The sequence below is a fragment of the Pseudomonas sp. LjRoot71 genome (genome assembly GCF_964253255.1).
GTDB lineage: Bacteria > Pseudomonadota > Gammaproteobacteria > Pseudomonadales > Pseudomonadaceae > Aquipseudomonas.
This window is the reverse complement of sequence record NZ_CAXURA020000001.1, coordinates 2,741,622-2,765,185: the sequence shown is the minus strand read 5'-3', so window position 1 is coordinate 2,765,185 and position 23,564 is coordinate 2,741,622. Positions and strand designations below refer to the sequence as shown.

General features: G+C 60.7%; 18 protein-coding genes. 11 read left to right on the top strand and 7 right to left on the bottom strand.

Translation table 11 applies throughout. The features are described from left to right. The first annotated feature begins 3 nt into the window (after positions 1-3). From ACSQ17_RS13060 to ACSQ17_RS13010, 11 genes are all read left to right on the top strand, one after another. Complete coding sequence (locus tag ACSQ17_RS13060; protein WP_436070475.1) at positions 4-2,355, top strand: MMPL family transporter; 2,352 nt, start codon at positions 4-6, stop codon at positions 2,353-2,355. Then, entirely contained in the window at positions 2,352-3,509 is a 1,158-nt protein-coding gene (locus ACSQ17_RS13055) for a sodium:proton antiporter (protein WP_436069141.1), read from the top strand. Before ACSQ17_RS13060 ends, ACSQ17_RS13055 begins: the two co-directional genes overlap by 4 nt. Continuing rightward, entirely contained in the window at positions 3,496-4,740 is a 1,245-nt protein-coding gene (locus tag ACSQ17_RS13050) for an NAD(P)/FAD-dependent oxidoreductase (protein WP_436069139.1), read from the top strand. Before ACSQ17_RS13055 ends, ACSQ17_RS13050 begins: the two co-directional genes overlap by 14 nt. A gap of 12 nt (positions 4,741-4,752) precedes the next feature. Continuing rightward, positions 4,753-5,478: a class I SAM-dependent methyltransferase gene (locus tag ACSQ17_RS13045; RefSeq protein WP_436069137.1), complete on the top strand. Its 726-nt coding sequence runs from the start codon at positions 4,753-4,755 to the stop codon at positions 5,476-5,478. Then, positions 5,478-5,978, top strand: coding sequence for a hypothetical protein (locus tag ACSQ17_RS13040; RefSeq protein WP_436069135.1), 501 nt, complete (start codon positions 5,478-5,480; stop codon positions 5,976-5,978). The genes ACSQ17_RS13045 and ACSQ17_RS13040 overlap by 1 nt, the downstream gene beginning before the upstream one ends. Continuing rightward, positions 5,978-7,228, top strand: a complete 1,251-nt coding sequence (locus tag ACSQ17_RS13035; RefSeq protein ID WP_436069133.1) for a beta-ketoacyl-[acyl-carrier-protein] synthase family protein — start codon at positions 5,978-5,980, stop codon at positions 7,226-7,228. Before ACSQ17_RS13040 ends, ACSQ17_RS13035 begins: the two co-directional genes overlap by 1 nt. Continuing rightward, the gene (locus ACSQ17_RS13030; RefSeq protein WP_436069131.1) at positions 7,225-7,689 is read left to right on the top strand and encodes an ApeP family dehydratase; all 465 of its coding nucleotides are present in this window, start codon (positions 7,225-7,227) and stop codon (positions 7,687-7,689) included. The genes ACSQ17_RS13035 and ACSQ17_RS13030 overlap by 4 nt, the downstream gene beginning before the upstream one ends. After that, positions 7,686-8,432, top strand: a complete 747-nt coding sequence (gene fabG / locus ACSQ17_RS13025) for a 3-oxoacyl-ACP reductase FabG (RefSeq protein ID WP_436069129.1) — start codon at positions 7,686-7,688, stop codon at positions 8,430-8,432. The genes ACSQ17_RS13030 and fabG overlap by 4 nt, the downstream gene beginning before the upstream one ends. Next, the gene (locus tag ACSQ17_RS13020) at positions 8,432-9,667 is read left to right on the top strand and encodes a beta-ketoacyl-ACP synthase (RefSeq protein ID WP_436069127.1); all 1,236 of its coding nucleotides are present in this window, start codon (positions 8,432-8,434) and stop codon (positions 9,665-9,667) included. The genes fabG and ACSQ17_RS13020 overlap by 1 nt, the downstream gene beginning before the upstream one ends. A 91-nt stretch (positions 9,668-9,758) precedes the next feature. After that, a complete protein-coding gene (locus tag ACSQ17_RS13015) occupies positions 9,759-10,202 on the top strand; it encodes an excinuclease (protein WP_233683462.1) in 444 nt (147 codons plus the stop codon). After that, complete coding sequence (locus ACSQ17_RS13010) at positions 10,192-10,521, top strand: c-type cytochrome (RefSeq protein WP_436069124.1); 330 nt, start codon at positions 10,192-10,194, stop codon at positions 10,519-10,521. Before ACSQ17_RS13015 ends, ACSQ17_RS13010 begins: the two co-directional genes overlap by 11 nt. Before the next feature lie 116 nt (positions 10,522-10,637). Here ACSQ17_RS13010 and hemE read toward each other — a convergent pair whose 3' ends face one another. The 7 genes from hemE to pilQ form a co-directional block, all read right to left on the bottom strand. Then, a complete protein-coding gene (gene hemE, locus ACSQ17_RS13005) occupies positions 10,638-11,705 on the bottom strand; it encodes a uroporphyrinogen decarboxylase (RefSeq protein WP_436069122.1) in 1,068 nt (355 codons plus the stop codon). Between the two features lie 298 nt (positions 11,706-12,003). Continuing rightward, positions 12,004-13,422, bottom strand: a complete 1,419-nt coding sequence (locus ACSQ17_RS13000; protein WP_436069120.1) for an FAD-dependent oxidoreductase — start codon at positions 13,420-13,422, stop codon at positions 12,004-12,006. A 34-nt stretch (positions 13,423-13,456) separates the two neighbouring features. After that, on the bottom strand, positions 13,457-17,905 hold the full coding sequence (gene gltB, locus ACSQ17_RS12995) for a glutamate synthase large subunit (protein ID WP_436069118.1): 4,449 nt from the start codon (positions 17,903-17,905) through the stop codon (positions 13,457-13,459). A 240-nt stretch (positions 17,906-18,145) separates the two neighbouring features. Next, complete coding sequence (locus ACSQ17_RS12990) at positions 18,146-19,759, bottom strand: AAA family ATPase (RefSeq protein ID WP_436069116.1); 1,614 nt, start codon at positions 19,757-19,759, stop codon at positions 18,146-18,148. Between the two features lie 10 nt (positions 19,760-19,769). Continuing rightward, a complete protein-coding gene (gene aroB, locus ACSQ17_RS12985; RefSeq protein ID WP_436069114.1) occupies positions 19,770-20,873 on the bottom strand; it encodes a 3-dehydroquinate synthase in 1,104 nt (367 codons plus the stop codon). 51 nt (positions 20,874-20,924) lie between these two features. Further along, complete coding sequence (gene aroK / locus ACSQ17_RS12980) at positions 20,925-21,443, bottom strand: shikimate kinase AroK (protein ID WP_436069112.1); 519 nt, start codon at positions 21,441-21,443, stop codon at positions 20,925-20,927. A gap of 4 nt (positions 21,444-21,447) precedes the next feature. After that, on the bottom strand, positions 21,448-23,541 hold the full coding sequence (gene pilQ, locus ACSQ17_RS12975) for a type IV pilus secretin PilQ (protein WP_436070474.1): 2,094 nt from the start codon (positions 23,539-23,541) through the stop codon (positions 21,448-21,450). Positions 23,542-23,564: the final 23 nt, after the last annotated feature.

Genomic DNA, 23,564 nt, shown 5'->3' with positions numbered 1-23,564 from the left:
CGCATGCGCAGTGAACGCTGGCTGCCGCGCGGTTTTTTGCTGCTGCTCGCCGCCCTGCTGACCCTCGCCGTCTGGCAATGGCGCAACGGCCCGCCCGTGGCGGCGGATATGCTCGCACTGTTGCCTGCCGGCAGCGGCGATGCCCTGGTGCAGCAAGCCGAACAGCGCATGCAGGAGCCGCTAAACCGCGACCTGCTGCTGTTGATCGGCCACCCACAGCGCGATCAGGCGATTGCCCTGGTGCAGCAGGTGGGCGAGCAGTGGCGCGGCAGCGGTCATTTCGCCCAGGTGCAATGGAGTGTCGACAGTGACCTCGCACAACTGCGCGACTACCTGCGTAATAACCGCCTGGCCCTGTTGCCGGCGGCGGATCGCCAACTGCTGCTGGAGCAACCGCAGCAGTTGATCGAACAACGCGCCGCCCAGCTGTTCGACACCTTCGGCGGTTTCAGCCTGCTGCCCATTGAGCAGGATTGGCTGGGCCTGGGCGCGCGTGCGCAACAGGCGCTGAACCCCGGCAGCCGCATCCAGGCCGACCTGAGCAGTGGCGCACTCTTGCTGGAGGACCAGGGCATAACCTGGGCCCTGCTGCGCGCCAGCGCCCGGGGCAGCGCCTTCGATATGCAGGAGCCGCCGCTGATTGCCGCCCAGGTTGCCGCAACCCGCGCGCAAGTCGAAACCGCCGGCGGCCAACTGCTGGCAGCGGGCGGCGTGTTGTACGCGGCAGCCGGTCAGGCCAAGGCGACCCGCGAGATCAGCCTGATTGGCGGCGGTGCCACCCTCGGCACTCTGCTGCTGTTGCTGCTGGCCTTCCGCCGCGTGCGGGTGCTGGTCAGCCTGCTGCCGATCGGCATGGCCTTGCTCGCCGGCTGCACCGCCTGCGTGCTGGTGTTCGGCCAGATCAACGCGCTGACCCTGGTACTGGGCGCCAGCCTGGTCGGGGTCGCCGCCGACTACCCGCAACACTATTTGAGTAAAAGCTGGAGCAACGCCGAAGGCCGCGAAAGCTGGAGCAGCTGGGGCGCACTGCGCGCCACCCTGCCGGGCCTGAGCCTGAGCCTGGGCACCAACCTGATCGGCTACCTGGCGCTGGCCTTTACCCCGTTTCCGGCGCTGACCCAGGTCGCGCTGTTCTCCGCCGCCGGGCTGATTGCCGCTTATCTGTGCTCGGTGTGCCTGCTGCCAGCCTGGCTGCGTGGCCTGCGGCTAAGCCCATCACCGCAACTGCTGAGCTTGAGCCAACGCCTGCTGGTCGCCCGGGCACGCTTGCTAGGTAAAGTCGGCAGTGCACCGCTGCTGGCGTTGCTCCTGCTGTTTTGCGTGGGTGGGCTGTGGCAGCTGCATACCCAGAATGATCTGCGCCAATGGCTGGGCAAGGAGCCGCAGCTGTTGGCCGAAGCCCAGCGCATTGCCGAGCTGACCGGCCAACAGCCCACCAGCCAGTTCTTTCTGGTGCGCGCGGCGAATCCACAGCAATTGCTGGAGCGCCAAGCCGAGCTGAGCCAGCGTCTGGATCAGGCGGTGCACAACGGTCAGTTAAGTGACTACCGCGCCCTCAGCCAGCTGGTCGCCCCCGACAGCCAGCTGCACGCTCTGCAGACGGCGTTGGGTGAACTGCCGCAGCACTGGCAGCCGCTGCTCGACCTGGGCATTCCAGCGGCAGCGCTACAGGGCGAGTTGCTGGCACTCCAGCAGCCCTCATCGGCGAGTCTTGAACACGCCCTCGCAAGCCCGCTGGGTGAGGCCTGGCGCCCGCTTTGGCTGGGCACCAATGCCGAGGGCGTTGCCGGCCTGGTCAGCCTGCAAGGGCTCAGTAACAGCGCCGAACTCAAGCCGCTGGTCGAGGGCCTGCCGGGCGTGCAGCTGGTCGATCGGATCAGCGAACTCAATACGCTGTTTAGCGCCACCCAACTGAGCGCTGCCGAACTGAAATTGCTGTCCTCCATCGCCATCCTGTTGCTGCTGTGCCTGCCCTTCGGCCTCGGCGGCGCGTTGCGGGTGGTCTGCCTGCCGCTGCTGGCGGCACTGGCGGCATTGGCCTGTCTCGGCTGGCTGGGCCAGCCGCTGACGCTGTTCAGTCTGTTCGGTTTGCTGTTGATCACTGCCATCGGCGTCGATTACGCCATCCTCATGCGCGAAAATATCGGCGGACCGGCGGTCAGCCTGCTCGGCACCCTGCTCTCGGCGCTGACCAGCTGGCTGTCGTTTGGCCTGCTGCTGGTCAGCGACACCCCGGCGATTGCCAACTTCGGCCTGGCGATCAGCCTGGGCCTGCTGTTCTGTTTCATTCTCGCGCCCTGGGCCGGCACCCAGCCAACGCACGCGCGGCCTGTCGAACAAGGAGTATCGCCATGACCGTGGTCGGGTTCTGGCTGCTGGCATTGGTCATTTATGCCCTGGTCGCGGTGATCGGCGGCAAGCGGCTGATCCCCATCGTCGGCCAGTTGCTGGTTGCCAGCCTGGCGATCCCCGCCGTGCTGCTGTTCTGGGTGGAACCACACTGGCAGCTCACGGCCTCCGACCTGCTCGCCCCGAACTGGCTGAACCTGAGTTATGGCCTGTGCTTTGCCCTGCTGCTTGGGTACATCCTCAGCGATGTGATCGACCTGGAAGTGAATACCGCCTGCCTGAAGATCGCCCTGCCGAGCTTCCTGATTCCAATGCTCGCCGGGCTGGCCTGCTCGCTGTGGCTGCTGCCCGGCGAACGCAGCTGGCTGAGCGCAGTGGGCATCGGTCTGCTGTTCTCGATCACCGCGATCCCGGTGCTGTACCTGTTCCTGCACAGCATCGGCTATCCGCTGGAGGCAACCAAACGCCTGCTGCATGCAGCAATTCTGATGGACTTCATGTGCTGGAGCCTGTTCGGCCTGGCTCAGGGCAGCAGCCACCCGGCAGCGTTGTTGTGGCCGCTGCTGGCCGCTGGCCTGCCGGTACTGCTGCGTGCGTTGAAGCTGCGCCATGGCTTGTTCTACAGCCTGCCGTTCTTCGCCCTGATGCTGTTGTTCCAGCAACTGGGGCTCAACGCCCTGGTCTTCGGTATCGCCTATATGCTGTGCTTGGCCGGACTCAAGCAACCGTTTTTGCTGCCACTGCCCGCGCGCCACTGGAAGCTGCTGCTCAATGGCCTGGCGGTACCGCTGATCCTCACCTACGGTGTGCTGCGCGTGGATTTCCACAACATCGGCGCACACTACTCCTGGCTCTACCTCGGCGCGCTGCTGGTGCTGCCGGTGCTGAGCAAGATCCTCGGCAGTTGGCTGGGCCTGCATTGGGCTGACCCGACAGCCTCGGCGCAGATCAAATGGCAGGAGAGCCTGTTCCTGAATATTCGCGGGCTGACCGAAATCGTCTTCCTCAACCTGCTGTTGCAATTGCAGCTGATCGACAGCCTGGTGTATTTCAGCTTGCTGCTGATGAGTCTGTTTTCCACACTGTTGCCAGCCCTGCTTGGCACCCACCCAGCCACCCACGCCCTGAACGAGGCCAGAAGCCGTCATGAAGTCTCTTGAAGTCGAACAACGCCAAGTCGTAGTCATCGGTGCCGGCCCGTCCGGCGCGATTGCCGCCGCGCTACTCAAGCGCAACGGCCATGACGTGCTGGTGCTGGAGCGCCAGCGCTTCCCGCGCTTCTCGATCGGCGAGAGCCTGCTGTCGCACTGTCTGGACTTCGTCGAAGAAGCCGGGATGCTCGATGCGGTGCGCGCAGCGGGCTTCCAGACCAAGCATGGCGCAGCCTTTGGCTGGGGCGAGCGTTACACCGAATTCGATTTCCGCGACACCTTCACCAAAGGTCAGGGCTCGACCTATCAGGTGCTGCGCGCCGATTTCGACAAGCTGCTGGCCGACCAGGCCGAGTTGCAAGGCGTGGAAATCCGCTATGAAGAAGAAATCTTCGCCGTCGATTTCAGCGGCGACTGCCCGCGCCTCTCGGTACGCCGCCTCGCCGACGGTCATGAATATCTGGTGGAGTGCGCCTTTGTCCTCGATGGCAGTGGCTACGGCCGTGTGCTGCCGCGCCTGCTCGACCTCGACACACCGTCGAACTTCCCGGTGCGTCAGGCGGTGTTCACCCACGTCGAAGACCGCAGCGAAGGCACTGGCTTCGACCGTGAGAAGATTCTCATCACCACTCACCCGACCCTGCGCGACGTGTGGTTCTGGACCATCCCGTTCAGCAACGGTCGCTGCTCGGTGGGCGTCGTCGCCGATGCCACCCGCTATGAGGGTCGCCCAGAGGATCTGGACGCCTGCTTGAAGCAATTTATCGAAGAGACTCCCAGCCTGCACAAGGTGCTGAAAAATGCCGTATGGGACACCCCGGCGCGCACCATCGGCGGCTACTCGGCCAACGTGAAAACCCTGCATGGCCCAGGCTTTGCCCTGCTCGGCAACGCGGCGGAATTCCTCGACCCGGTGTTCAGCTCTGGGGTGACCATCGCCATGCGCTCGGCGAGCATGGCCGCCGGCCTGCTGCACCGCCAACTCAGCGGCGAGGCGGTGGACTGGGAGCAGGACTTTGCCATTCCGCTCAAACGCGGCGTCGACACTTTCCGCGTGTATGTCGAAGGTTGGTACGACGGCAGCTTCCAGGACGTGATCTATTTCGAGAAGGCCCAGCCGGAGATCCGCCGCATGATCAGCTCGATCCTCGCCGGCTACGCCTGGGATCAGAAAAACCCCTATGTGGCGGAGCCCAAGCGCCGCCTGCGGGTGCTCGCCGAAGTCTGCGCCAGCAACTGAATAAGGACATATATGAATAACCCGGCCGCCACCTACGTCGAGGAAACCCGCTTTGGTTTCTGGTTCTTGCAGAGCCACGTCTGGCAGCACCATGTGCTACGCGTGGCGATCAATGACCTGCGCGGGCTGTTCGCCGGGCCGCTGCCAGAAGCACCGGTGCTGCTGGATGCCGGTTGCGGCCAGGGCAAGTCCTTCGGCCTGCTCAATGAAGCGTTCAGACCGGCGCGAATGATCGGTCTGGATGCCGACCCGCACAGCCTCGACTGCTCACGTGCCGAGGCTGAGCGCCTGGGTCTGGAGGTACAACTGCTCACCAGCGACTGCGCGGCCATCGATCTGCCGGATGCCAGCGTTGACCTGCTGTTCTGCCACCAGACCTTCCATCATCTGGTCGAGCAGGAGCAGGCCCTGGCCGAGTTCTGGCGCGTGCTCAAGCCAGGCGGTTACCTGCTGTTTGCCGAATCGACCCAGTACTACATCGACACCTGGGTGATCCGCTGGCTGTTCCGCCACCCCATGCATGTGCAGAAAAGCGCCGAAGGCTATCTGGCTATGCTGCGCGATCAGGGCTTCGAATTTGCCGCCGAGAATATCTCCTACCCTTATTTGTGGTGGAGCCGCTCCAAGGACTTTGGCTTGCTGGAACGTTGGGGCCTGATGAAAGCCAAACCGGTTGGCCAACGCAACGAAACCCTGGTCAACGTGGTGGCACGCAAGCCACTGGAAGCCACCCTCTGATGCAACGCGCCCTGCTATTTGCCCTGCTTCTGCTGCTCGCGGCCTGTGCCGCGCATACGCCGCTGCCCCAGCAACCGCCGCAGTTGGCCGCCCCCCTGCCGCTGGCCTTGCAGGTACAGCGCCAGCAGGGCGAGAACCAGCAGGTCTGGTGGCTGGTATTGCAGGATGAACAAGGCGCACTGCGCGCCTCACTGTTCGACCCACTCGGCGTGCCACTGGCGCGGCAACTGCTGCAAAACAGCCAATGGCGCAACGACGGCCTGCTACCGCCCAACAGCGAAGCCCGTGAATTGTTCGCTGCCCTGCTATTCGCCCTTACGCCCAGCGCACAACTGCCCAGTCACTACCCCGCCGCCAACTGGCAACTGGGCACCGATGGTACACGCCGGCTTAACCCGCACTGGCGAATCAGTTACCGTGCGCCGCTGGATTTCACCCTGGAGCGCTCGCCTGACCTGACCTATCAGGTCAGCGCCCTCCCTGACGATAAGGCACCCTGATGGCCGCATACCTCTCTGCCCTGGGCCTCAACTGTGCCCTAGGCCAAGGCAAACAGGCGGTCGCGGCCGCGCTGTTTGCCGGTGATACCCGCGGCATGCGCCTGCAAAGCGGCTGGGTGACCGAGCGCGCGCTGACCGTCGGCGCCGTACCGGGCGAGCTGCCAGCGCTGCCGGCCCTGCCGGGCCACCCGCCGAGTCGCAACAATCAGCTGCTGCTGGCGGCCGCCTTGGAAATCGAGAGCGATCTGCGCGCGGCCATCAACCGCTTCGGCGCCGGGCGCATTGGCGTGGTCCTCGGCACCAGCACCTCAGGCATCGAAGAAGCCAGCCAGGGCATCGGTCAGTACCTCAAACAGGGGACGCTGCCGGCATCCTATGATTACGCCCAGCAGGAACTGGCCGAGCCGGCAAACTTCCTCAGTGACTGGCTGGGCCTCAGCGGGCCGTGCTTTAGCATTTCCACCGCCTGCACCTCGGGCGCCCGTGCGCTGCTTAGCGCCCAGCGCCTGCTTGACCTGGGCGTATGCGATGCAGTGATCTGCGGCGGCGTGGACAGCCTGTGCCGCCTGACCCTGAATGGTTTCTCGGCCCTGGAAGCGGTCTCGGCCGAACGCTGCAACCCGTTTTCCGCCAACCGTAACGGCATCAATATCGGCGAGGGCGCGGCGCTGTTTCTTATGACCAAAGAGCGCCTGAGCAAAGAACCCGCAGGCTCTGCCGTGCCCATCGCCCTGCTCGGCGGCGGCGCGACCTCCGATGCCCACCATATTTCCGCACCACAACCCGATGGCCTGGGGGCTCAGGCCGCCATGCGCAAAGCCCTGGCTGCGGCAGGCATCCAGGCCGAGCAGGTCGATTACCTGAATCTGCATGGCACTGCCACCCTCCACAACGACGCCATGGAAAGCCAGGCCGTGCAGGCCATCTTCCCCCATGGCGTGGCCTGTTCATCGAGCAAGGCGCTGGTCGGCCATACCCTCGGTGCGGCCGGGGCGCTGGAGGCGGCTTTCTGCTGGTTGACCCTAAGTGAATACAACCCGGATCAATTGCTGCCGCCGCATATCTGGGACGGCCAGGCCGACCCGGCACTGCCGACGCTGAATCTGGTGCAACCCGGCGCACCGCTAAGTGGCAACCGGCCACGCCGACTGATGAGCAACTCGTTCGCCTTTGGCGGCAACAATATCAGCCTGATTCTCAGTGAAGAGCCGGGTAAAGAGCACGGCGCAACGCCAGGAGAGCCCCGATGAGCCACTGGCCAATCGCTGAACTGATTCCCCATGCCGGCGACATGATCCTGATTGATCAGGTGCTGCGCTTTGGTGACGAAGACATCGAAACCCAGCTCACCGTGCGCGACGGCAATCTGTTCAGCCAGGCAGACGGCAGCCTGCCCGCCTGGGTCGGCATCGAGCTGATGGCGCAGAGCGTGGCCGTCTATGCCGGCTGCCAGGCGCGCCTGCTGGATCAGCCGGTGGAGCTGGGCTTTCTGCTCGGCACGCGCAATTACCAATGCAGTGTCGAGTGCTTCCCTGCCGGCACCGTGTTGCATATCCACGCCAGCCGCTCGTTGCAGGATGACAACGGCATGGGCGTGTTCGAGTGCCACCTGCGCGGCCCCGACATCGAGGCCAGCGCACGCCTCAACGTATTCCGCCCACCGCAAGTGGCCAGTTATCTTCAGGAAGAATTTCAAAGGTCCCAGTCATGAACCAAACAACGGCCACGCGCGAAACCATTTTGGTCACCGGCTCCAGCCGTGGCATCGGCCGGGCGATTGCCTTGCGCCTGGCCAAGGGCGGCTATGACATCGTGCTGCATTGCCGCGCCCGCCGCGAGGAAGCCGAAGCGGTGCAGACGCAGATCGAGGCGCTGGGCCAGCAGGCGCGCATCCTGCAATTCGATGTATCCGACCGCGCCGCCTGCCGCGCGGCCCTGGAAGCCGATGTCGAGCAGCACGGCGCGTATTATGGCGTGGTGTGCAACGCCGGCCTGACCCGCGACGGCGCCTTCCCGGCACTGAGTGAAGAGGACTGGGACATTGTTATGCGCACCAACCTCGACGGTTTCTATAACGTGCTGCACCCGCTGACCATGCCGATGATTCGCCGCCGCAAACCGGGGCGCATCGTCTGCATCACCTCAGTCTCCGGGCTGATCGGCAACCGTGGCCAGGTCAACTACAGCGCCTCCAAGGCCGGCATCATCGGCGCGGCCAAAGCCTTGGCGATTGAGCTGGGCAAGCGCAAGATCACGGTCAACTGCGTGGCCCCGGGACTGATCGACACCGAGATTCTCGACGAGCTGGTGCCGGTCGAGGAAATCCTCAAGATGGTTCCGGCAAACCGCATGGGTACCCCGGAAGAAGTGGCCGGCGCAGTGAATTTTCTGATGTCCGAGGAGGCGGCCTACATTACCCGCCAGGTCCTCGCGGTGAACGGTGGGTTGTGCTGATGAACGGGTGCAAACGGGTTGTAGTCACCGGCATGGCCGGCGTGACCTCGCTGGGCAGCGACTGGTCGACGATTGAAGCGAACTTCAAAGCCGGCAAAAGCGGCATTCGCTACATGCACGAGTGGGACAGGTTCAGCGAACTGAACACCCGCCTCGGTGGCCCGGTGGATGATTTCGTCACCCCCAAGCACTGGAACCGCAAACAGACACGCAGCATGGGCCGCGTGTCGAAACTGGCCGTCTACGCCGCCGAGCGCGCGCTGGAACAAGCCGGCCTGCTTGGCGACGAGTCGATCAAGGACGGTCGTATGGGCGTGGCCTGCGGCTCGTCCACCGGCAGCACCGATGAGATCAAGGCGTTCGGCAATATGCTGCTCAACTCGGTCGCCGATGGCCTGAATGCCAACTCCTATATCCGCATGATGCCGCACACCACGGCAGCCAATATCAGCATCTTCTTCGGCCTCAAGGGTCGCCTGATTCCCACCTCCAGTGCCTGCACCAGTGGCAGTCAGGGTATCGGCTACGCCTATGAAGCGATCAAGTTCGGCCGCCTGCCGATGATGCTCGCCGGTGGCGCCGAGGAGCTGTGCCCGACTGAGGCCATGGTCTTCGATGCGCTGTACGCCACCAGCCTGAAAAACGACGCCCCACACACCTCGCCGCGCCCTTACGACAGCGGCCGTGATGGCCTGGTGATCGGTGAAGGCGCCGGCATTCTGGTACTAGAAGAACTGGAACATGCGCTGGCGCGGGGCGCGACCATCCACGCCGAGATCGTCGGCTTTGGCTGCAACGCCGATGGCCAGCACGCCACCAAACCGGTGCAGGCCACCATGCGCGGGGCGATGGAGCTGGCGCTGCAGGATGCAGGCTTAGCACCCTCGGCCATCGGTTACGTCAACGGCCACGGCACCGCCACCGACCAGGGCGACGTCGCCGAGACCCTCGCGACCCAGGAGCTGTTCGGCAACCAGATGCCGATCAGCTCGCAGAAGAGCTACTTTGGCCACACCCTGGGTGCCTGTGGCGCGCTGGAATCTTGGTTCAGCATCGAAATGCTGAACCAGGACAACTATGTGCCCACACTGAATCTGGAAAATATCGACCCAGCCTGTGGTGAACTGGACTACCTGCGCGGCGAGTTCCGCCAGATGAGCCACCAGTATGTGATGAACAACAACTTCGCCTTTGGCGGCGTGAACACATCGCTGATCTTCAAACGCTGGAGCTAAAAAACCGCTGGATTACACTGGTGGTGCTGATAACACCTTTTGCGCAACTCACAAGCAGTTCCCAGAAAAGCCTCATAACAAGGAGCGACCCATGAACGCCAAATCCTGGATTCTCGCAGCAGCCTGCATCAGCCTGTTCCCCGCCGTCAGCCAAGCCCGTGACACCGCTCACTTCCTGCCCTTCGAGACCGCCGTACAGGAAGCCCTGAATGCCGGCCGCCTCGATGGCAGCGTGAAGTTCTACCTGGCCGGCAACAAACCGGCAGGCTCGGTCAGCGTGATCAAATCCGGCGTGACCACCAGCCAGAAGACCAACGCGTTCAACAAAAGCGATGAAGCCGCCTGCAGCTGGGCCCTGCAATCGGCGCTGATCCGCTTCCAGAACGCCGCCAAGGCCGCCGGCGCCAATGCCGTGGTCGACCTGGCCAGCAACTACAAGAACGTCGAGTACAAGGACAGCCAGAAATACGAATGCCACGCCGGTGCGGTGATGGCAGGCGTGGCCCTTAAAGGGAACCTGGCCAATGTTAAATAAGCCCACGCTGCTCGGCGTGCTCGCGGCATTGACGCTGTTCGGCAGCCTGCCCGCACAGGCTGACGTGGACGGCCAACAGCTGTACCGCCAGCACTGTGTCAAATGCCACGCTGAAGACGGCCGCGCCAACACCATGCGCGGCTGGCTGTTCTTTGCGCAGAACCTGAGCAAAGCCAAGTGGCAGGACAACAACAGCGACGCTGACATCCTCAACGCCATTCAGGAGGGCCCAGGCGCCATGCCCGGTTACGCCGACACGCTCAGCGAAGCCGAACAGCTGGCACTGGTAAAGGCCGTGCGCGATTTGCGTAAGCCCTGAGCAATACCCAGAAAAACTAAGGCCGCATTAGCGGCCTTTGTTTTATCTGCACACCTGTAGGAGCACGCCATGCGTGCGATTCGCGGGCATGGCCCGCTCCTACGGGCCTGTGTTTCTCAGGTGTGGTACTGCGCGGACAACTCATGCACCGCTTCGAAGAACGCACCCGCGTGGGCTGGATTAACTTCGGGGGTGATGCCATGGCCGAGGTTGAACACCTGACCGCTGCCATGACCATAGGCGGCGAGAATACGCCCGACTTCGGCGCGAATCGCCGCCGGGTTGGCGTACAGCACGCTCGGATCCATGTTGCCCTGTAGCGCCACCTTGCTGCCGACGCGGGCGCGAGCGCTGCCGATATCGCAGGTCCAGTCCAGGCCCAGGGCTTCCGCACCGCTGTCCGCCATGGATTCCAGCCACAGACCGCCACCCTTGGTGAACAGGATCACCGGCACACGACGCCCATCGTGCTCGCGAATCAGGCCGTCGATGATCTTCTGCATATAAGCCAGGGAGAACTCCTGATACGCCGCCGCCGACAGGCTGCCGCCCCAGGAGTCGAAAATCTGCACGGCCTGCGCGCCGGCCTTGATCTGCCCGTTGAGGTAGGCAGTCACTGACTGCGCCAGCTTGTCGAGCAGCGCATGCATGGCCTGCGGGTTGTCGTAAAGCATGGCCTTGGACTTGCGGAAGTCCTTCGACGAGCCGCCTTCGACCATATAGGTGGCCAGCGTCCAGGGGCTGCCGGTAAAGCCGATCAACGGCACGCGGCCGTTCAACTCACGGCGAATGGTGCGTACGGCGTCCATCACGTACCCCAGATCCTGCTCGGGATCGGGGATCGGCAGCGCCTCGATATCGGCCATCGAACTGATGACCTTCTTGAAGCGTGGGCCTTCGCCGGTTTCAAAATACAGGCCCTGACCCATGGCATCGGGAATGGTCAGGATGTCGGAGAACAGAATCGCCGCGTCCAGCTGCGGGTAACGATCCAGCGGCTGAATGGTGACCTCACAGGCCAGCTCAGGGTTCTTCATCAGGCTGACGAAATCACCGGCCTTGGCGCGGGTGGCGCGGTACTCCGGCAGGTAACGACCGGCCTGACGCATCATCCACACGGGAGTGACGTCGACAGGTTGCTTGAGCAGAGCACGGAGGAAGCGGTCGTTCTTCAGGGTGGACATGGCAGGGTTCCTGGAAATCAGCAGGGAAACTTCACGGCGGAAAGTATGCGGACCCCGCCATGCGGCGTCCCCCTCCTCCGGGCGGGCTCCCGGATCGCAGGCGCACCGCGCACCGTGGCGCAGAAAAAGTGCGGGCATTTTCGCAGACCCAAAAACAAAAGGCACGGCGAGTGCCGTGCCTTTTGTCTATAGGGTCAATTTGTCGCGGGAAAACACGTCTGTGGGAGGGGCTTCAGCCGCGATGCCGTCGATTTAAAGCCCGCGGCTAAAGCCCCCCCCACAGGTACAGCACAGTAGCTTAGACGCCTAGGTAGTCGAGGATACCTTCGGCGGCGTTACGCCCCTCGAAGATCGCCGTCACCACCAGGTCAGAACCGCGCACCATATCGCCACCGGCGAAGATCTTCGGGTTGCTGGTCTGGTGCTTGAACTGGCTCTGCTCCGGCGCTACCACGCGGCCTTGGCTGTCGGTGTCGATCTTGAAATCGCTGAACCAGGCAGCCGGGCTTGGGCGGAAACCGAAGGCGATCAGCACGGCTTCCGCCGGGATGATTTCCTCGGAACCCGGAATCGGCTCGGGGCTGCGACGGCCACGGGCATCCGGCTCGCCGAGACGGGTCTCGACAACCTTCACGCCTTCAACCTTGTCTTCACCGACGATGGCGATGGGCTGACGGTTGAAGAGGAATTTCACCCCTTCTTCCTTGGCGTTTTTCACTTCCTTGCGCGAGCCCGGCATGTTCTCTTCGTCACGGCGGTAGGCGCAGGTCACGGCCTTGGCGCCCTGACGGATCGAAGTGCGGTTACAGTCCATCGCGGTGTCACCACCGCCCAGAACCACCACGCGCTTACCTTTCATGTCGATAAAGTCTTCGGGCGACTTCTCGAAACCGAGGTTGCGGTTAACGTTGGCGATCAGGAAATCCAGGGCATCGGTAACGCCCGGCAGGTCTTCACCGGGGAAGCCGCCCTTCATGTAGGTGTAGGTGCCCATGCCCATGAACACGGCATCGTACTCATCCAGCAACTGCTGCATGGTGATGTCTTTGCCGATTTCGGTGTTCAGGCGGAACTCAACGCCCATGCCGGTGAAGACTTCGCGGCGATTGCTCAGCACGCTCTTCTCCAACTTGAACTCGGGGATACCGAAGGTCAGCAGACCGCCGATTTCCGGGTTCTTGTCGAATACCACCGGGGTCACGCCGTTGCGCACCAGCACGTCAGCACAACCGAGGCCAGCAGGACCCGCGCCGATCACGGCGACGCGCTTGCCAGTCGGCTTGACCTTGGACATGTCAGGGCGCCAGCCCATGGCAAACGCCGTGTCGGTGATGTACTTCTCCACCGAACCGATGGTTACCGCGCCGAAGCCGTCGTTCAGGGTGCAGGCACCCTCGCACAGACGGTCCTGCGGGCACACGCGGCCGCAAACTTCCGGCAGGGTGTTGGTCTGGTGCGACAGTTCAGCGGCGGCAAGGATGTTGCCCTCGGACACCAGCTTGAGCCAGTTGGGAATGAAGTTGTGCACCGGGCACTTCCATTCGCAATACGGGTTGCCGCAGCCCAGGCAACGGTGTGCCTGGTCTGCCGCTTGCGCAGGCTTGAAGTTGTCGTAAATCTCGACGAACTCTTTCTTACGCTGACGCAACAGTTTCTTCTTCGGGTCTTTGCGCCCGACTTCGATGAACTGGAAGTCGTTATTCAGACGTTCAGTCATTGCAATACCTCATCAAACCACTTCAGGCGCATTCTTATTGCGGGTTGGCACGGGTGCTGGAGAGCAACGACTTCAGGCTTGCCGCCTTCGGTTTGACCAGCCAGAACTTGCGCAGGTAGTCGTCCAGGTTTTCCAGCAGGGTCGCGCCCCACTCACTCGATGTTTCCTGGACGTACTCAGCGAGTACGCGCTCCAGGTGGCTACGGTAAGCCTCCATCGACTCATTGTTGATCCGCTGAATTTCCACCAGCTCGTGGTTAACGCGGTCGTAGAAGCTGTTATCCAGATCCAGCACGTAGGCGAAACCGCCGGTCATGCCCGAGCCGAAGTTGTAGCCGGTTTTGCCCAGCACGCAGACAAAGCCGCCGGTCATGTATTCGCAGCAATGGTCGCCCGTGCCTTCCACCACCGTGTGCGCACCGGAGTTACGCACGGCGAAACGCTCGCCCGCAGTACCCGCGGCGAACAGCTTGCCACCGGTTGCACCGTACAGGCAGGTGTTGCCGATGATGGCGCTGTCCTGGGTCTTGAACGGGCTGCCTTTCGGCGGGGTGATCACCAGCTTGCCGCCGGTCATGCCCTTGCCGACGTAGTCGTTGGCGTCGCCTTCCAGGTACAGGTTCAGACCACCGGCGTTCCACACGCCGAAGCTCTGACCCGCAGTGCCCTTGAAGCGGAAGGTGATCGGCGCATTGGCCATGCCCTGGTTACCATGTTTGCGGGCGATTTCGCCGGAAACACGGGCACCGATGGAGCGGTCACAGTTGCAGACGTCCAGATCGAATTCGCCACCGCTGGCCGCCTCAATCGCCGGCTTGGCCAACTCGACCATCTTCTCGGCCAGCAGGCCTTCGTCGAACGGCGGGTTCTTCTCGACCAGGCAGAACTGCGGCTTGTCCGCCGGAATGTGATCGCTGCCCAGCAGCGGCGTCAGGTCCAGATAGCCCTGCTTGGCGGTCTCACCCGGCAGCACTTCGAGCAGGTCAGTGCGCCCGATCAGCTCTTCCAGGCTGCGCACGCCCAGCTTGGCCAGCCACTCGCGGGTTTCTTCGGCGACATAGGTGAAGAAGTTCATCACCATTTCGACGGTGCCGATGAAGTGATCCTTGCGCAGTTTGTCGTTCTGCGTGGCCACGCCGGTGGCGCAGTTGTTCAGGTGACAGATGCGCAGGTATTTACAGCCCAGGGCGATCATCGGCGCAGTACCAAAGCCGAAGCTTTCGGCGCCGAGGATAGCCGCCTTGATCACGTCGAGGCCGGTCTTCAGACCGCCGTCGGTCTGTACCCGCACCTTGCCGCGCAGGTCATTACCGCGAAGGGTCTGATGGGTTTCGGCCAGGCCGAGTTCCCACGGCGCACCGGCGTACTTGATCGAGGTCAGCGGCGATGCGCCGGTACCACCGTCGTAACCGGAGATGGTGATCAGGTCGGCGTAGGCCTTGGCCACACCGGCGGCGATGGTGCCGACACCGGCCTCTGCCACCAACTTGACCGACACCAGTGCAGCCGGGTTGACCTGCTTGAGGTCATAGATCAGCTGCGCCAGGTCTTCGATGGAATAGATGTCGTGGTGCGGTGGCGGCGAAATCAGGGTCACGCCGGGCACGGCGTAACGCAGACGGGCAATCAGGCCGTTGACCTTGCCGCCCGGCAGCTGGCCGCCCTCACCAGGCTTGGCGCCCTGGGCGACCTTGATCTGCAGCACTTCAGCGTTGACCAGGTATTCCGGGGTGACGCCAAAGCGGCCGGTAGCCACCTGTTTGATTTTCGAGCTACGCACGGTGCCGTAGCGGGCCGGGTCTTCGCCGCCCTCACCAGAGTTGGAGCGCGCACCCAGGCGGTTCATCGCTTCGGCAATCGCTTCATGCGCCTCAGGCGACAGCGCGCCGAGGGAAATACCAGCGGAGTCGAAGCGCTTGAGAATCTCGCTCATCGGCTCAACCTGATCCAACGCCAGCGGCTGATCAGCCAGTTTCAGCTTGAGCAGGTCGCGCAGCATCGACACCGGGCGGGTATCAACCAGCGTGGTGTATTCCTTGAACTTCTCGTAGCTGCCCTGCTGTACAGCGGTCTGCAGGGTGTTGACCACATCCGGGTTGTAGGCGTGGTATTCGCCGCCGTAGACGAACTTGAGCAAACCGCCCTGCTGAATCGCTTTACGGTTGTTCCAGGCTTCGCCCGCCAGCAGTTTCTGCTCGGCTTCGATATCGACGAAACGCGCACCCTTGATGCGGCTGGCCACGCCACGGAAGCACAGCTCGGTGACTTCATCGGACAAGCCAACAGCTTCGAACAGCTGCGCACCGCGGTAGGACGCCACGGTGGAGATGCCCATCTTCGACAGGATCTTCAGCAGGCCCTTGGAGATGCCCTTGCGGTAGTGCTTGAACACTTCATACAGATCGCCCAGCACTTCGCCGGTACGAATCAGGTCGCCCAGCACTTCGTAAGCAAGGAACGGGTACACCGCCGAGGCACCGAAGCCCAGCAGCACGGCATAGTGATGCGGATCGCGAGCGGTGGCAGTTTCAACCAGGATGTTGCAGTCGCAACGCAGGCCTTTTTCGGTCAGGCGGTGGTGAATCGCACCGGTGACCAGCGAAGCGTGAGCCGGCAGCTTGCCTGGAGCAATGTGACGGTCAGACAGAACCAGCAGCACCTTGCCGGCGCGCACCGCTTCTTCGGCCTGATCGGCCATATTGCGCACAGCAGCTTCCAGACCAATCGACTCGTCATAGTTCATGTCGATCAGGTGACGCTCGAAGCCCGGACGATCCAGGTTCATCAGCGCACGCCACTTGGCCGGCGAGATCACAGGGCTGCTGAGAATCACCCGTGCAGCGTGCTCGGGCGACTCTTCGAAAATGTTGCGCTCGGCACCGAGGCAGATCTCCAGCGACATGACGATAGCTTCACGCAGCGGGTCGATCGGCGGGTTGGTGACCTGGGCGAACTGCTGACGGAAGTAGTCATACGGCGAGCGTACACGCTGGCTGAGCACGGCCATCGGCGTGTCATCACCCATGGAGCCGACCGCTTCCTGACCTTGTTCGCCTAGCGGACGCAGCACCTGATCACGCTCCTCGAAGGTGACCTGGTACATCTTCATGTACTGCTTGAGCTGGTCGACGTCGTAGAACGCCGAACCGTGGTCGCGGTCTTCCAGGGTCGCCTGAATGCGCTGGGCACTCTTGCGCATCCACTGCTTGTAGGGGTGACGCGACTTCAGACGGTTGTCGATGTCGTTGCTGCCGAGGATCTGCCCGGTTTCGGTGTCCACGGCGAGAATCTGCCCTGGGCCTACGCGGCCCTTGGCCACGACGTCTTCGGGTGCGTAATTCCACACGCCGATTTCCGAAGCCAGGGTGATGTAACCATTCTTGGTGGTGACCCAGCGCGCCGGACGCAGACCGTTACGGTCGAGCAGGCACACGGCATGGCGGCCATCGGTGAGCACCACGCCGGCCGGACCATCCCAAGGCTCCATGTGCATGGAGTTGTATTCGTAGAACGCACGCAGGTCGGCGTCCATGGTTTCGACGTTCTGCCAGGCTGGCGGAATGATCATGCGCACGCCACGGAACAGGTCGATACCGCCGGTGACCATCAGTTCGAGCATGTTGTCCATACTCGAGGAGTCGGAGCCCACACGGTTAACCAGCGGGCCAAGCTCTTCCAGATCGAAAATCTGGTCGTTGGCGAACTTCAGGCGACGCGCCTGGGCCCAGTTGCGGTTACCGGTGATGGTGTTGATTTCACCGTTGTGCGCCAGGAAGCGGAACGGCTGAGCCAGCGGCCATTTCGGCAGGGTGTTGGTGGAGAAACGCTGGTGGAATACGCAAATGGCGGTCTGCAGACGCTCGTCACCCAGATCCGGGTAGAACTGCTGCAGGTCGGCCGGCATCATCAGGCCTTTGTAGATGATGGTCTTGTGCGAAAAGCTGCAGATGTAGTGATCGCTGTCAGCGGCGTTAGCCACCGAGGAACGACGACGTGCGCTGAACAGCTTGATCGCGAATTCCTGATCGGACAGACCTTCGCCGCCGATAAACACCTGCTCGATCTGCGGCAGACGTTCAAGCGCCAGACGGCCGAGTACGCTGGTGTCGATTGGCACTTTGCGCCAGCCGACCAGGCTCAGGCCGGCCGCGAGAATTTCGCGATTCATGTTTTCGCGGGCCGCTTCGGCTTTCACCGGGTCCTGGTTGAGGAACACCATGCCGACGGCGTACTGCTTGGGCAGTTCGACGGAAAAGTGCTGCTGGGCCATGGCACGCAGGAAAGCATCAGGCTTCTGAATCAGCAGACCGCAACCGTCGCCGGTCTTACCGTCGGCGTTGATCCCGCCACGGTGGGTCATACATGTCAGGGCTTCAATCGCAGTCTGCAGCAGGTGATGGCTAGCCTCACCCTGCATATGGGCGATAAGGCCGAAGCCGCAGTTATCCTTGAACTCATCAGGACGGTACAAACCTGCTTTCATAGGGACTCTCACCAGACGGCCTATCACAAGGCAATTACTTTCTAATTCAACCACTTACCATACGCGCAGGACTAAGCCCCAGCTTTGCGCAGGCGAAAGGGTGGTCATTGTACATACCCACCTAGGCCGTCACAAATCTTAGTGACGAAGCCTTGAAAACATATGTCGCGAAAACGAAGGATAAGACCGGAAGGTCGTGGTAACGACCGACCGGTCAGCGCAAGCGATGAAGTGTATCAGCTAGCGCGCCTGGGCAATCTCTTGCTGAATGCCAGCAAAGTTGCGCGGCCATGGCTTACCAGCCTGAACCTTGGCAGGAAGAGTGCGCAAGGCCGCCTGAGCCGCTTCACGGGTTGCAAAGCTGCCATACGTCACCACGTACAACGGCTTACCCTGATGCTGCTTCTTGAAATAGTGGTAATCCGCGCCATGGGCTTTTACAAAAGCCTGCGCACCACTTTCCAGACGAGCGCCGAGTATCTGCAGGGTAAAACGCGAGCCAGCCTGAGCCGCATACCAGTCGCCCCCAACAGCTGAAGTCGCCGGCTTGACCGTAGGGGTCGGCACCTGCGGTTTTACAGCTGGCGCAGTGGCAGCCACAGGCACAGGCACAGGCACAGGCACAGCAGGTCTAACCACTGGAGCAACCGGCGGCGCAACCTTTACAGGCTCAGCGACAGGAGGCGCAACCGGCGTAGTCGGCACACTCGGGACCGCTGCAGGTCGCACCGGAGCTGCCTCCGCGACCAACTCAGGAGCCGGTGCCGCACCTGCCACATCAGACTCCTCCGCACCACTCAATCCAGCAGCTTGAGCCAGCGGCTCACGAATGACCGGCTGTGCCTCACCCACCAAAGGAAGCGGTAACGGCTGGTTGGCCCCCTCAAACTGAATAGAAGGTGCAACCGCAGGTGCAGCAGGTGCTGCCGCATCCGCCGCCACAGCCGGTGGCGCTTCACCCAGCGGCAATTGTGCAATCACTGGCGCCTCAACATCCTCAACCACACGCCCCTGCATAAACCAGGCAGCAAGAACACCGATGGCGACGACGCACAGCGCTAACAGATGCTTGCGCGGCAGACTGAAGGCAAACCCTCCACGGCTCGCAGCACCGCGTCGCGCCAGCATCGCATCGACCAGCGCTTCGCGAGCAACCTGATTGATTGCACCCGGCCAACCAGCGGACTGCTCATGAATATCGGCGACTTGGTCATCACTGAAGACCTCAATACCCTGCCCAGCCCCTTCCAGGCGCTGCGCCATGTACTCGCGGGTCTCATCTTCGCTGTAAGGCTGCAACTCAATGACGTGAAAGCATTCATCACCCGCCGCAACATGCTCAAGACGCGACAACAGCTGCGACTCGGCAAACAGGAAAACATGTGGCCGCCCCTCGGCATTGCCGCCTGCCAGGCTCAAGAGACTGGTCAGCGCGGCGTCACTGAGATCCTCGGCATCATCAACCAGCACATAGACTTCCTGTCCAGTCAGCGCCAACTGCCCGACCTGAGCCAGAATCGCCGGCAACTCTGGGCGCTGCACCTGCAAGCCCTGAGCAACCTGACGCAGAATGCTCGCCGGATCAGAAGCGCCCTTCGCAGAAACCACAACACTCTGCACAGCCTGCTTATTAGTGCTCGCAACCAGCGCCTGACGCAGCAACGTCTTACCGCTGCCATCCGGACCACTGACCACCAACAACAGCTGACTATAACGCGCCAGATGATGCAGCTGCCCCAACACCGGCTTGCGCTGCGCCGGAAAGAACTTGAACCCTGGCACTCGCGATGCGAAGGGGTCATGAGTGAACTGGTAGTGATCGAGAAACGCCTCGTCAGCATGCAAACTTGTCATGGGCCACTCGTTAGTTTTTAAGCTGAGCCAGCTGCGTCGCATAATCTGCGCTCAGCGTGGCATTCAAAATTTCCCGGGGAAAATCACCGGTTACCACCGCCTCGCCCAAGCCGCGCAACAACACCAGACGCAACTTGCCATCGAGGACTTTCTTGTCGACCGCCATATGCTCCATAAAGTCCTCGGCTGTCATATCTTGCGGCGGCACAACAGGCAAACCCGCCGCGACAAATAAGCGCACCGCCCGCTCACGCTCAGCAGCCGTAATCCAGCCCAGGCGCTCGGACATATCCAACGCCATGACCGTACCGACGGCGACCGCCTCTCCATGCAACCAGACACCGTACCCCTGATGCGTTTCTATGGCATGGCCGAAGGTATGCCCAAGGTTCAGAGTGGCGCGCACCCCGGACTCACGCTCATCAGCAGCCACTACGCGAGCCTTGGCCGCACAGGAGCGCTCAATTGCAGCGGTCAGCGCTTGCTGATCCAGGGCACGCAACGCTGGCATATGCTCCTCAAGCCATAGCAGGAAAGGCTCGTCACAAATCAGGCCGTACTTGATTACTTCCGCCAGACCAGCAGACAACTCACGAGCCGGCAACGTAACCAGCGTGGCCGTATCAATCAACACAGCTTGCGGCTGGTAGAAGGCCCCAACCATGTTCTTACCCAGCGGATGATTGATACCCGTCTTGCCACCAACAGATGAATCGACCTGCGACAGCAATGTGGTCGGCACTTGGATAAAGTTCACACCGCGCTGGTAACAGGACGCCGCAAAGCCTGCCATATCACCGATCACTCCGCCGCCCAAAGCAATCACCGTTGTGCGCCGGTCATGCCGTGCAACGAGCAGCCCATCAAAAATCAGCTGCAGAGTTTCCCAGGTTTTGTAGCTTTCACCGTCGGGCAGCACGATCGATGTAACGGCATACCCCGCAAGCACGCGCTCAAGATCAGCCAAATAAAGAGGAGCAACTGTCTCATTGGTCACGATTGCGACTTGTCGACCCACTATATGAGCAGCCAGCAAATCAGTACGCGCTAACAGCTCAGCACCGATATAGATCGGATAGCTGCGCTCACCAAGATCGACATGAAGAGTCTGCATAACGCCCCCAGGTTAAAAAGGGGCCTAGGATAGCGCAGTTCAGCCTGCGCTTTAACGGGAAGAAAGCACCTCAAGGCGCTCAAGAATCTCTTGCACAACCAAACGAGGAGGACGCTCGTCGGTTTCTACAACAATCTCAGCGATCTCGCGGTACAGCGGATCACGGACTGCAAACAATTCAGCCAGAACCCTGCCCGGATCTGCCGCACGCAACAACGGTCGATTGCGATCTCGCGAAGTGCGATCCACCTGCTGCTCAACAGAAGCATGCAAGTAGACCACGTGACCACCACGCTTCAACGCAGCACGGTTTTCAGCACGCATAACCGCACCACCGCCCGTCGCTAATACCATGCCGTCAACATCACAGAGCTCGGTGATCACTGCCTGCTCACGTTCACGAAACCCTTGTTCACCTTCAACATCGAAGATCCAAGGAATATCCGCCCCCGTGCGCTGCTCAATCTCTTTATCAGAGTCCTTGAACGGCAACCGCAGCTCTTTGGCTAACAAACGCCCGATGGTGCTCTTACCTGCCCCCATCGGGCCTACAAGGATCAAATTTCGCACTGAATCAACGACTCACCGCGACGGCCTGGTTGTTCATGATGCGTGGCGTGAGGAAGATCAGAAGCTCTGACTTATTATCCTGAACAACATCACGCTTAAACATGCGCCCCAAGTAAGGCAGGTCACCCAAAAACGGAACCTTGTCTACAGTTTTTGTCTGTGTATTAGAGAAAACACCGCCGATTACTATTGTCTCACCATCATTAACAAGAACCTTAGCATTCACCTCATTCTTATTAATAGGCGGAACCCCATTAACGGCGCGCCCAAAATCCGGGGCATCCTTAGTAACTTTAACTTCCATGATGATACGATTATCAGGCGTAATCTGTGGTGTTACCTCCAAAGACAATGCAGCCTCTTTGAAAGACGTTGTACTTGCACCACTAGAGCTAGCTTCTTGATACGGTATCTCTGAGCCCTTCAAAATCTTAGCTGTTTCTTTGTCAGACGTGACGACTTTGGGCTGCGATACAACCTCTCCATTACCTGTTTTCTCCATAGCTGAAAGCTCTAAGTCAAGTATGGCGTTATCAGTAATGAAACCGATACCGATACCTGATGTTCTCCCAACAACTCCCATATCAACAAAATTACCTAATGAAGTCGTTGGATTTTGAACCCCCGGATTCTGGCCATATCCTGGCGCCCCAGTCCGGTTACCACCAGAGCCCCCCACAACAAAATTGTTATCCCCTACTCGCGCACCACGCCAATTGACGCCGAGAGCTTTATCATAGTCAACGTTCGCTTCAACGATCCGCGCCTCAATCATAACTTGGCGAACAGCAACGTCTAACTGCGCCACAATACGTCGTAGCTCATCAAGACGCTCCTGGGTCTGATAAGCAATTATGCTGTTAGTTCTGTCATCCACAGTCACTGAGCCACGCGAATCGGCAGAACCGTCCGCACTAGTTACTGACTGGAAGAGCTGCGCCATATCAGATGCTTTGGCATAGTTAACCTGAATCAATTCACGACGCAAAGGAGCCAACTCAGCAATCTGCTTCTGAGATTCAAGCTCTTGACGCTCACGCGCAGCAATTTCATCCGCCGGAGCAACAAGTAAGACATTACCAATCTTGCGCTTGTCCAGACCTTTAGTTTTGAGAACCAGATCCAAAGCCTGGTCCCACGGTACATTTTGAAGGCGAAGAGTTATGTTTCCGGCCACAGTATCACTAGCGACAAGGTTCAAATCTGTAAAATCAGCAATCAACTGAAGAACAGAACGAACATCAATATCTTGAAAATTCAGGGAAAGTTTCTCCCCGGAGTATGCAAAACTGTCTGCCTTGCGCTTCTCAGCCTCAACCTGCGTAAGTGGCTTTACACTAATCGTCAATTTATTATCTGTTTGATACGCCAAATAGTCATAAACACCGGCAGGCTCAATGAGAACACTCGCCTTGTCACCCGTACCTGACGCAGTGACAAATTGAACCGGAGTTGCAAAATCCTTGACATCCAACTTCACCCGAAGAGCGTCAGGAAGAATAGTCTTGGAGAAGTCCAGCCGAATTTTGCCACCCTGATCCTGTATGTCAGGAGTAACGGAAGCATCAGACAAATTAATGACTATGTTGCCTTCACCAAGCTCCCCACGCTGGAAATCAATACCACCAATCTCCCTAGACTTAGGCATATATTGTTTGACTGACGGTGTAATAGCTGCGACTACTGGCTGACTACTCACTACCGGCGCTAGTACTGCCCCACCCTCACCAACAGTTACATATAGGTTATTACCATCAGCTCGAGTCTGATACGGGACGAGATTCGTCAAATTAATAATTAAACGAGTTCGATCCTTAGCCTCAACAACAGTTACACTACGCGCATTACCAACGCCCAACTCACGATTTTTAGCGCCAAGTTTGTTTGAGACCCCAGGTAAGTCGAGAGCAATGCGTGCTGGCTGCTCAATCGTGTAACCGCGAGGAGCCAGTACAGGCTCATCAAACGAAAGCTTCAACTCAACTCGATCACCAGGCAAAGCAGCGACATCAAGCGCCTGTAAATTAGCAGCCAGAAGTGAAGGCGACAGAAGCACGGCAAGCAGCGAGAGCCCTATCGATGAAATGGAATTTTTCATTGTCATATTCCGCCGAGCAGATT

Bases quoted from the DNA above. Each gene is read 5' to 3' on its own strand.
- ACSQ17_RS13035 (WP_436069133.1), top strand. From the start codon at position 5,978: ATGGCCGCATACCTCTCTGCCCTGGGCCTCAACTGTGCCCTAGGCCAA.
- ACSQ17_RS13040 (WP_436069135.1), top strand. From the start codon at position 5,478: ATGCAACGCGCCCTGCTATTTGCCCTGCTTCTGCTGCTCGCGGCCTGT.
- aroB (WP_436069114.1), bottom strand. From the start codon at position 20,873: ATGCAGACTCTTCATGTCGATCTTGGTGAGCGCAGCTATCCGATCTAT.
- gltB (WP_436069118.1), bottom strand. From the start codon at position 17,905: ATGAAAGCAGGTTTGTACCGTCCTGATGAGTTCAAGGATAACTGCGGC.
- ACSQ17_RS13020 (WP_436069127.1), top strand. From the start codon at position 8,432: ATGAACGGGTGCAAACGGGTTGTAGTCACCGGCATGGCCGGCGTGACC.
- ACSQ17_RS13030 (WP_436069131.1), top strand. From the start codon at position 7,225: ATGAGCCACTGGCCAATCGCTGAACTGATTCCCCATGCCGGCGACATG.
- ACSQ17_RS13015 (WP_233683462.1), top strand. From the start codon at position 9,759: ATGAACGCCAAATCCTGGATTCTCGCAGCAGCCTGCATCAGCCTGTTC.
- ACSQ17_RS13045 (WP_436069137.1), top strand. From the start codon at position 4,753: ATGAATAACCCGGCCGCCACCTACGTCGAGGAAACCCGCTTTGGTTTC.
- ACSQ17_RS12990 (WP_436069116.1), bottom strand. From the start codon at position 19,759: ATGACAAGTTTGCATGCTGACGAGGCGTTTCTCGATCACTACCAGTTC.
- pilQ (WP_436070474.1), bottom strand. From the start codon at position 23,541: ATGAAAAATTCCATTTCATCGATAGGGCTCTCGCTGCTTGCCGTGCTT.
- ACSQ17_RS13060 (WP_436070475.1), top strand. From the start codon at position 4: ATGCGCAGTGAACGCTGGCTGCCGCGCGGTTTTTTGCTGCTGCTCGCC.
- ACSQ17_RS13000 (WP_436069120.1), bottom strand. From the start codon at position 13,422: ATGACTGAACGTCTGAATAACGACTTCCAGTTCATCGAAGTCGGGCGC.
- ACSQ17_RS13055 (WP_436069141.1), top strand. From the start codon at position 2,352: ATGACCGTGGTCGGGTTCTGGCTGCTGGCATTGGTCATTTATGCCCTG.
- hemE (WP_436069122.1), bottom strand. From the start codon at position 11,705: ATGTCCACCCTGAAGAACGACCGCTTCCTCCGTGCTCTGCTCAAGCAA.
- ACSQ17_RS13050 (WP_436069139.1), top strand. From the start codon at position 3,496: ATGAAGTCTCTTGAAGTCGAACAACGCCAAGTCGTAGTCATCGGTGCC.
- fabG (WP_436069129.1), top strand. From the start codon at position 7,686: ATGAACCAAACAACGGCCACGCGCGAAACCATTTTGGTCACCGGCTCC.
- ACSQ17_RS13010 (WP_436069124.1), top strand. From the start codon at position 10,192: ATGTTAAATAAGCCCACGCTGCTCGGCGTGCTCGCGGCATTGACGCTG.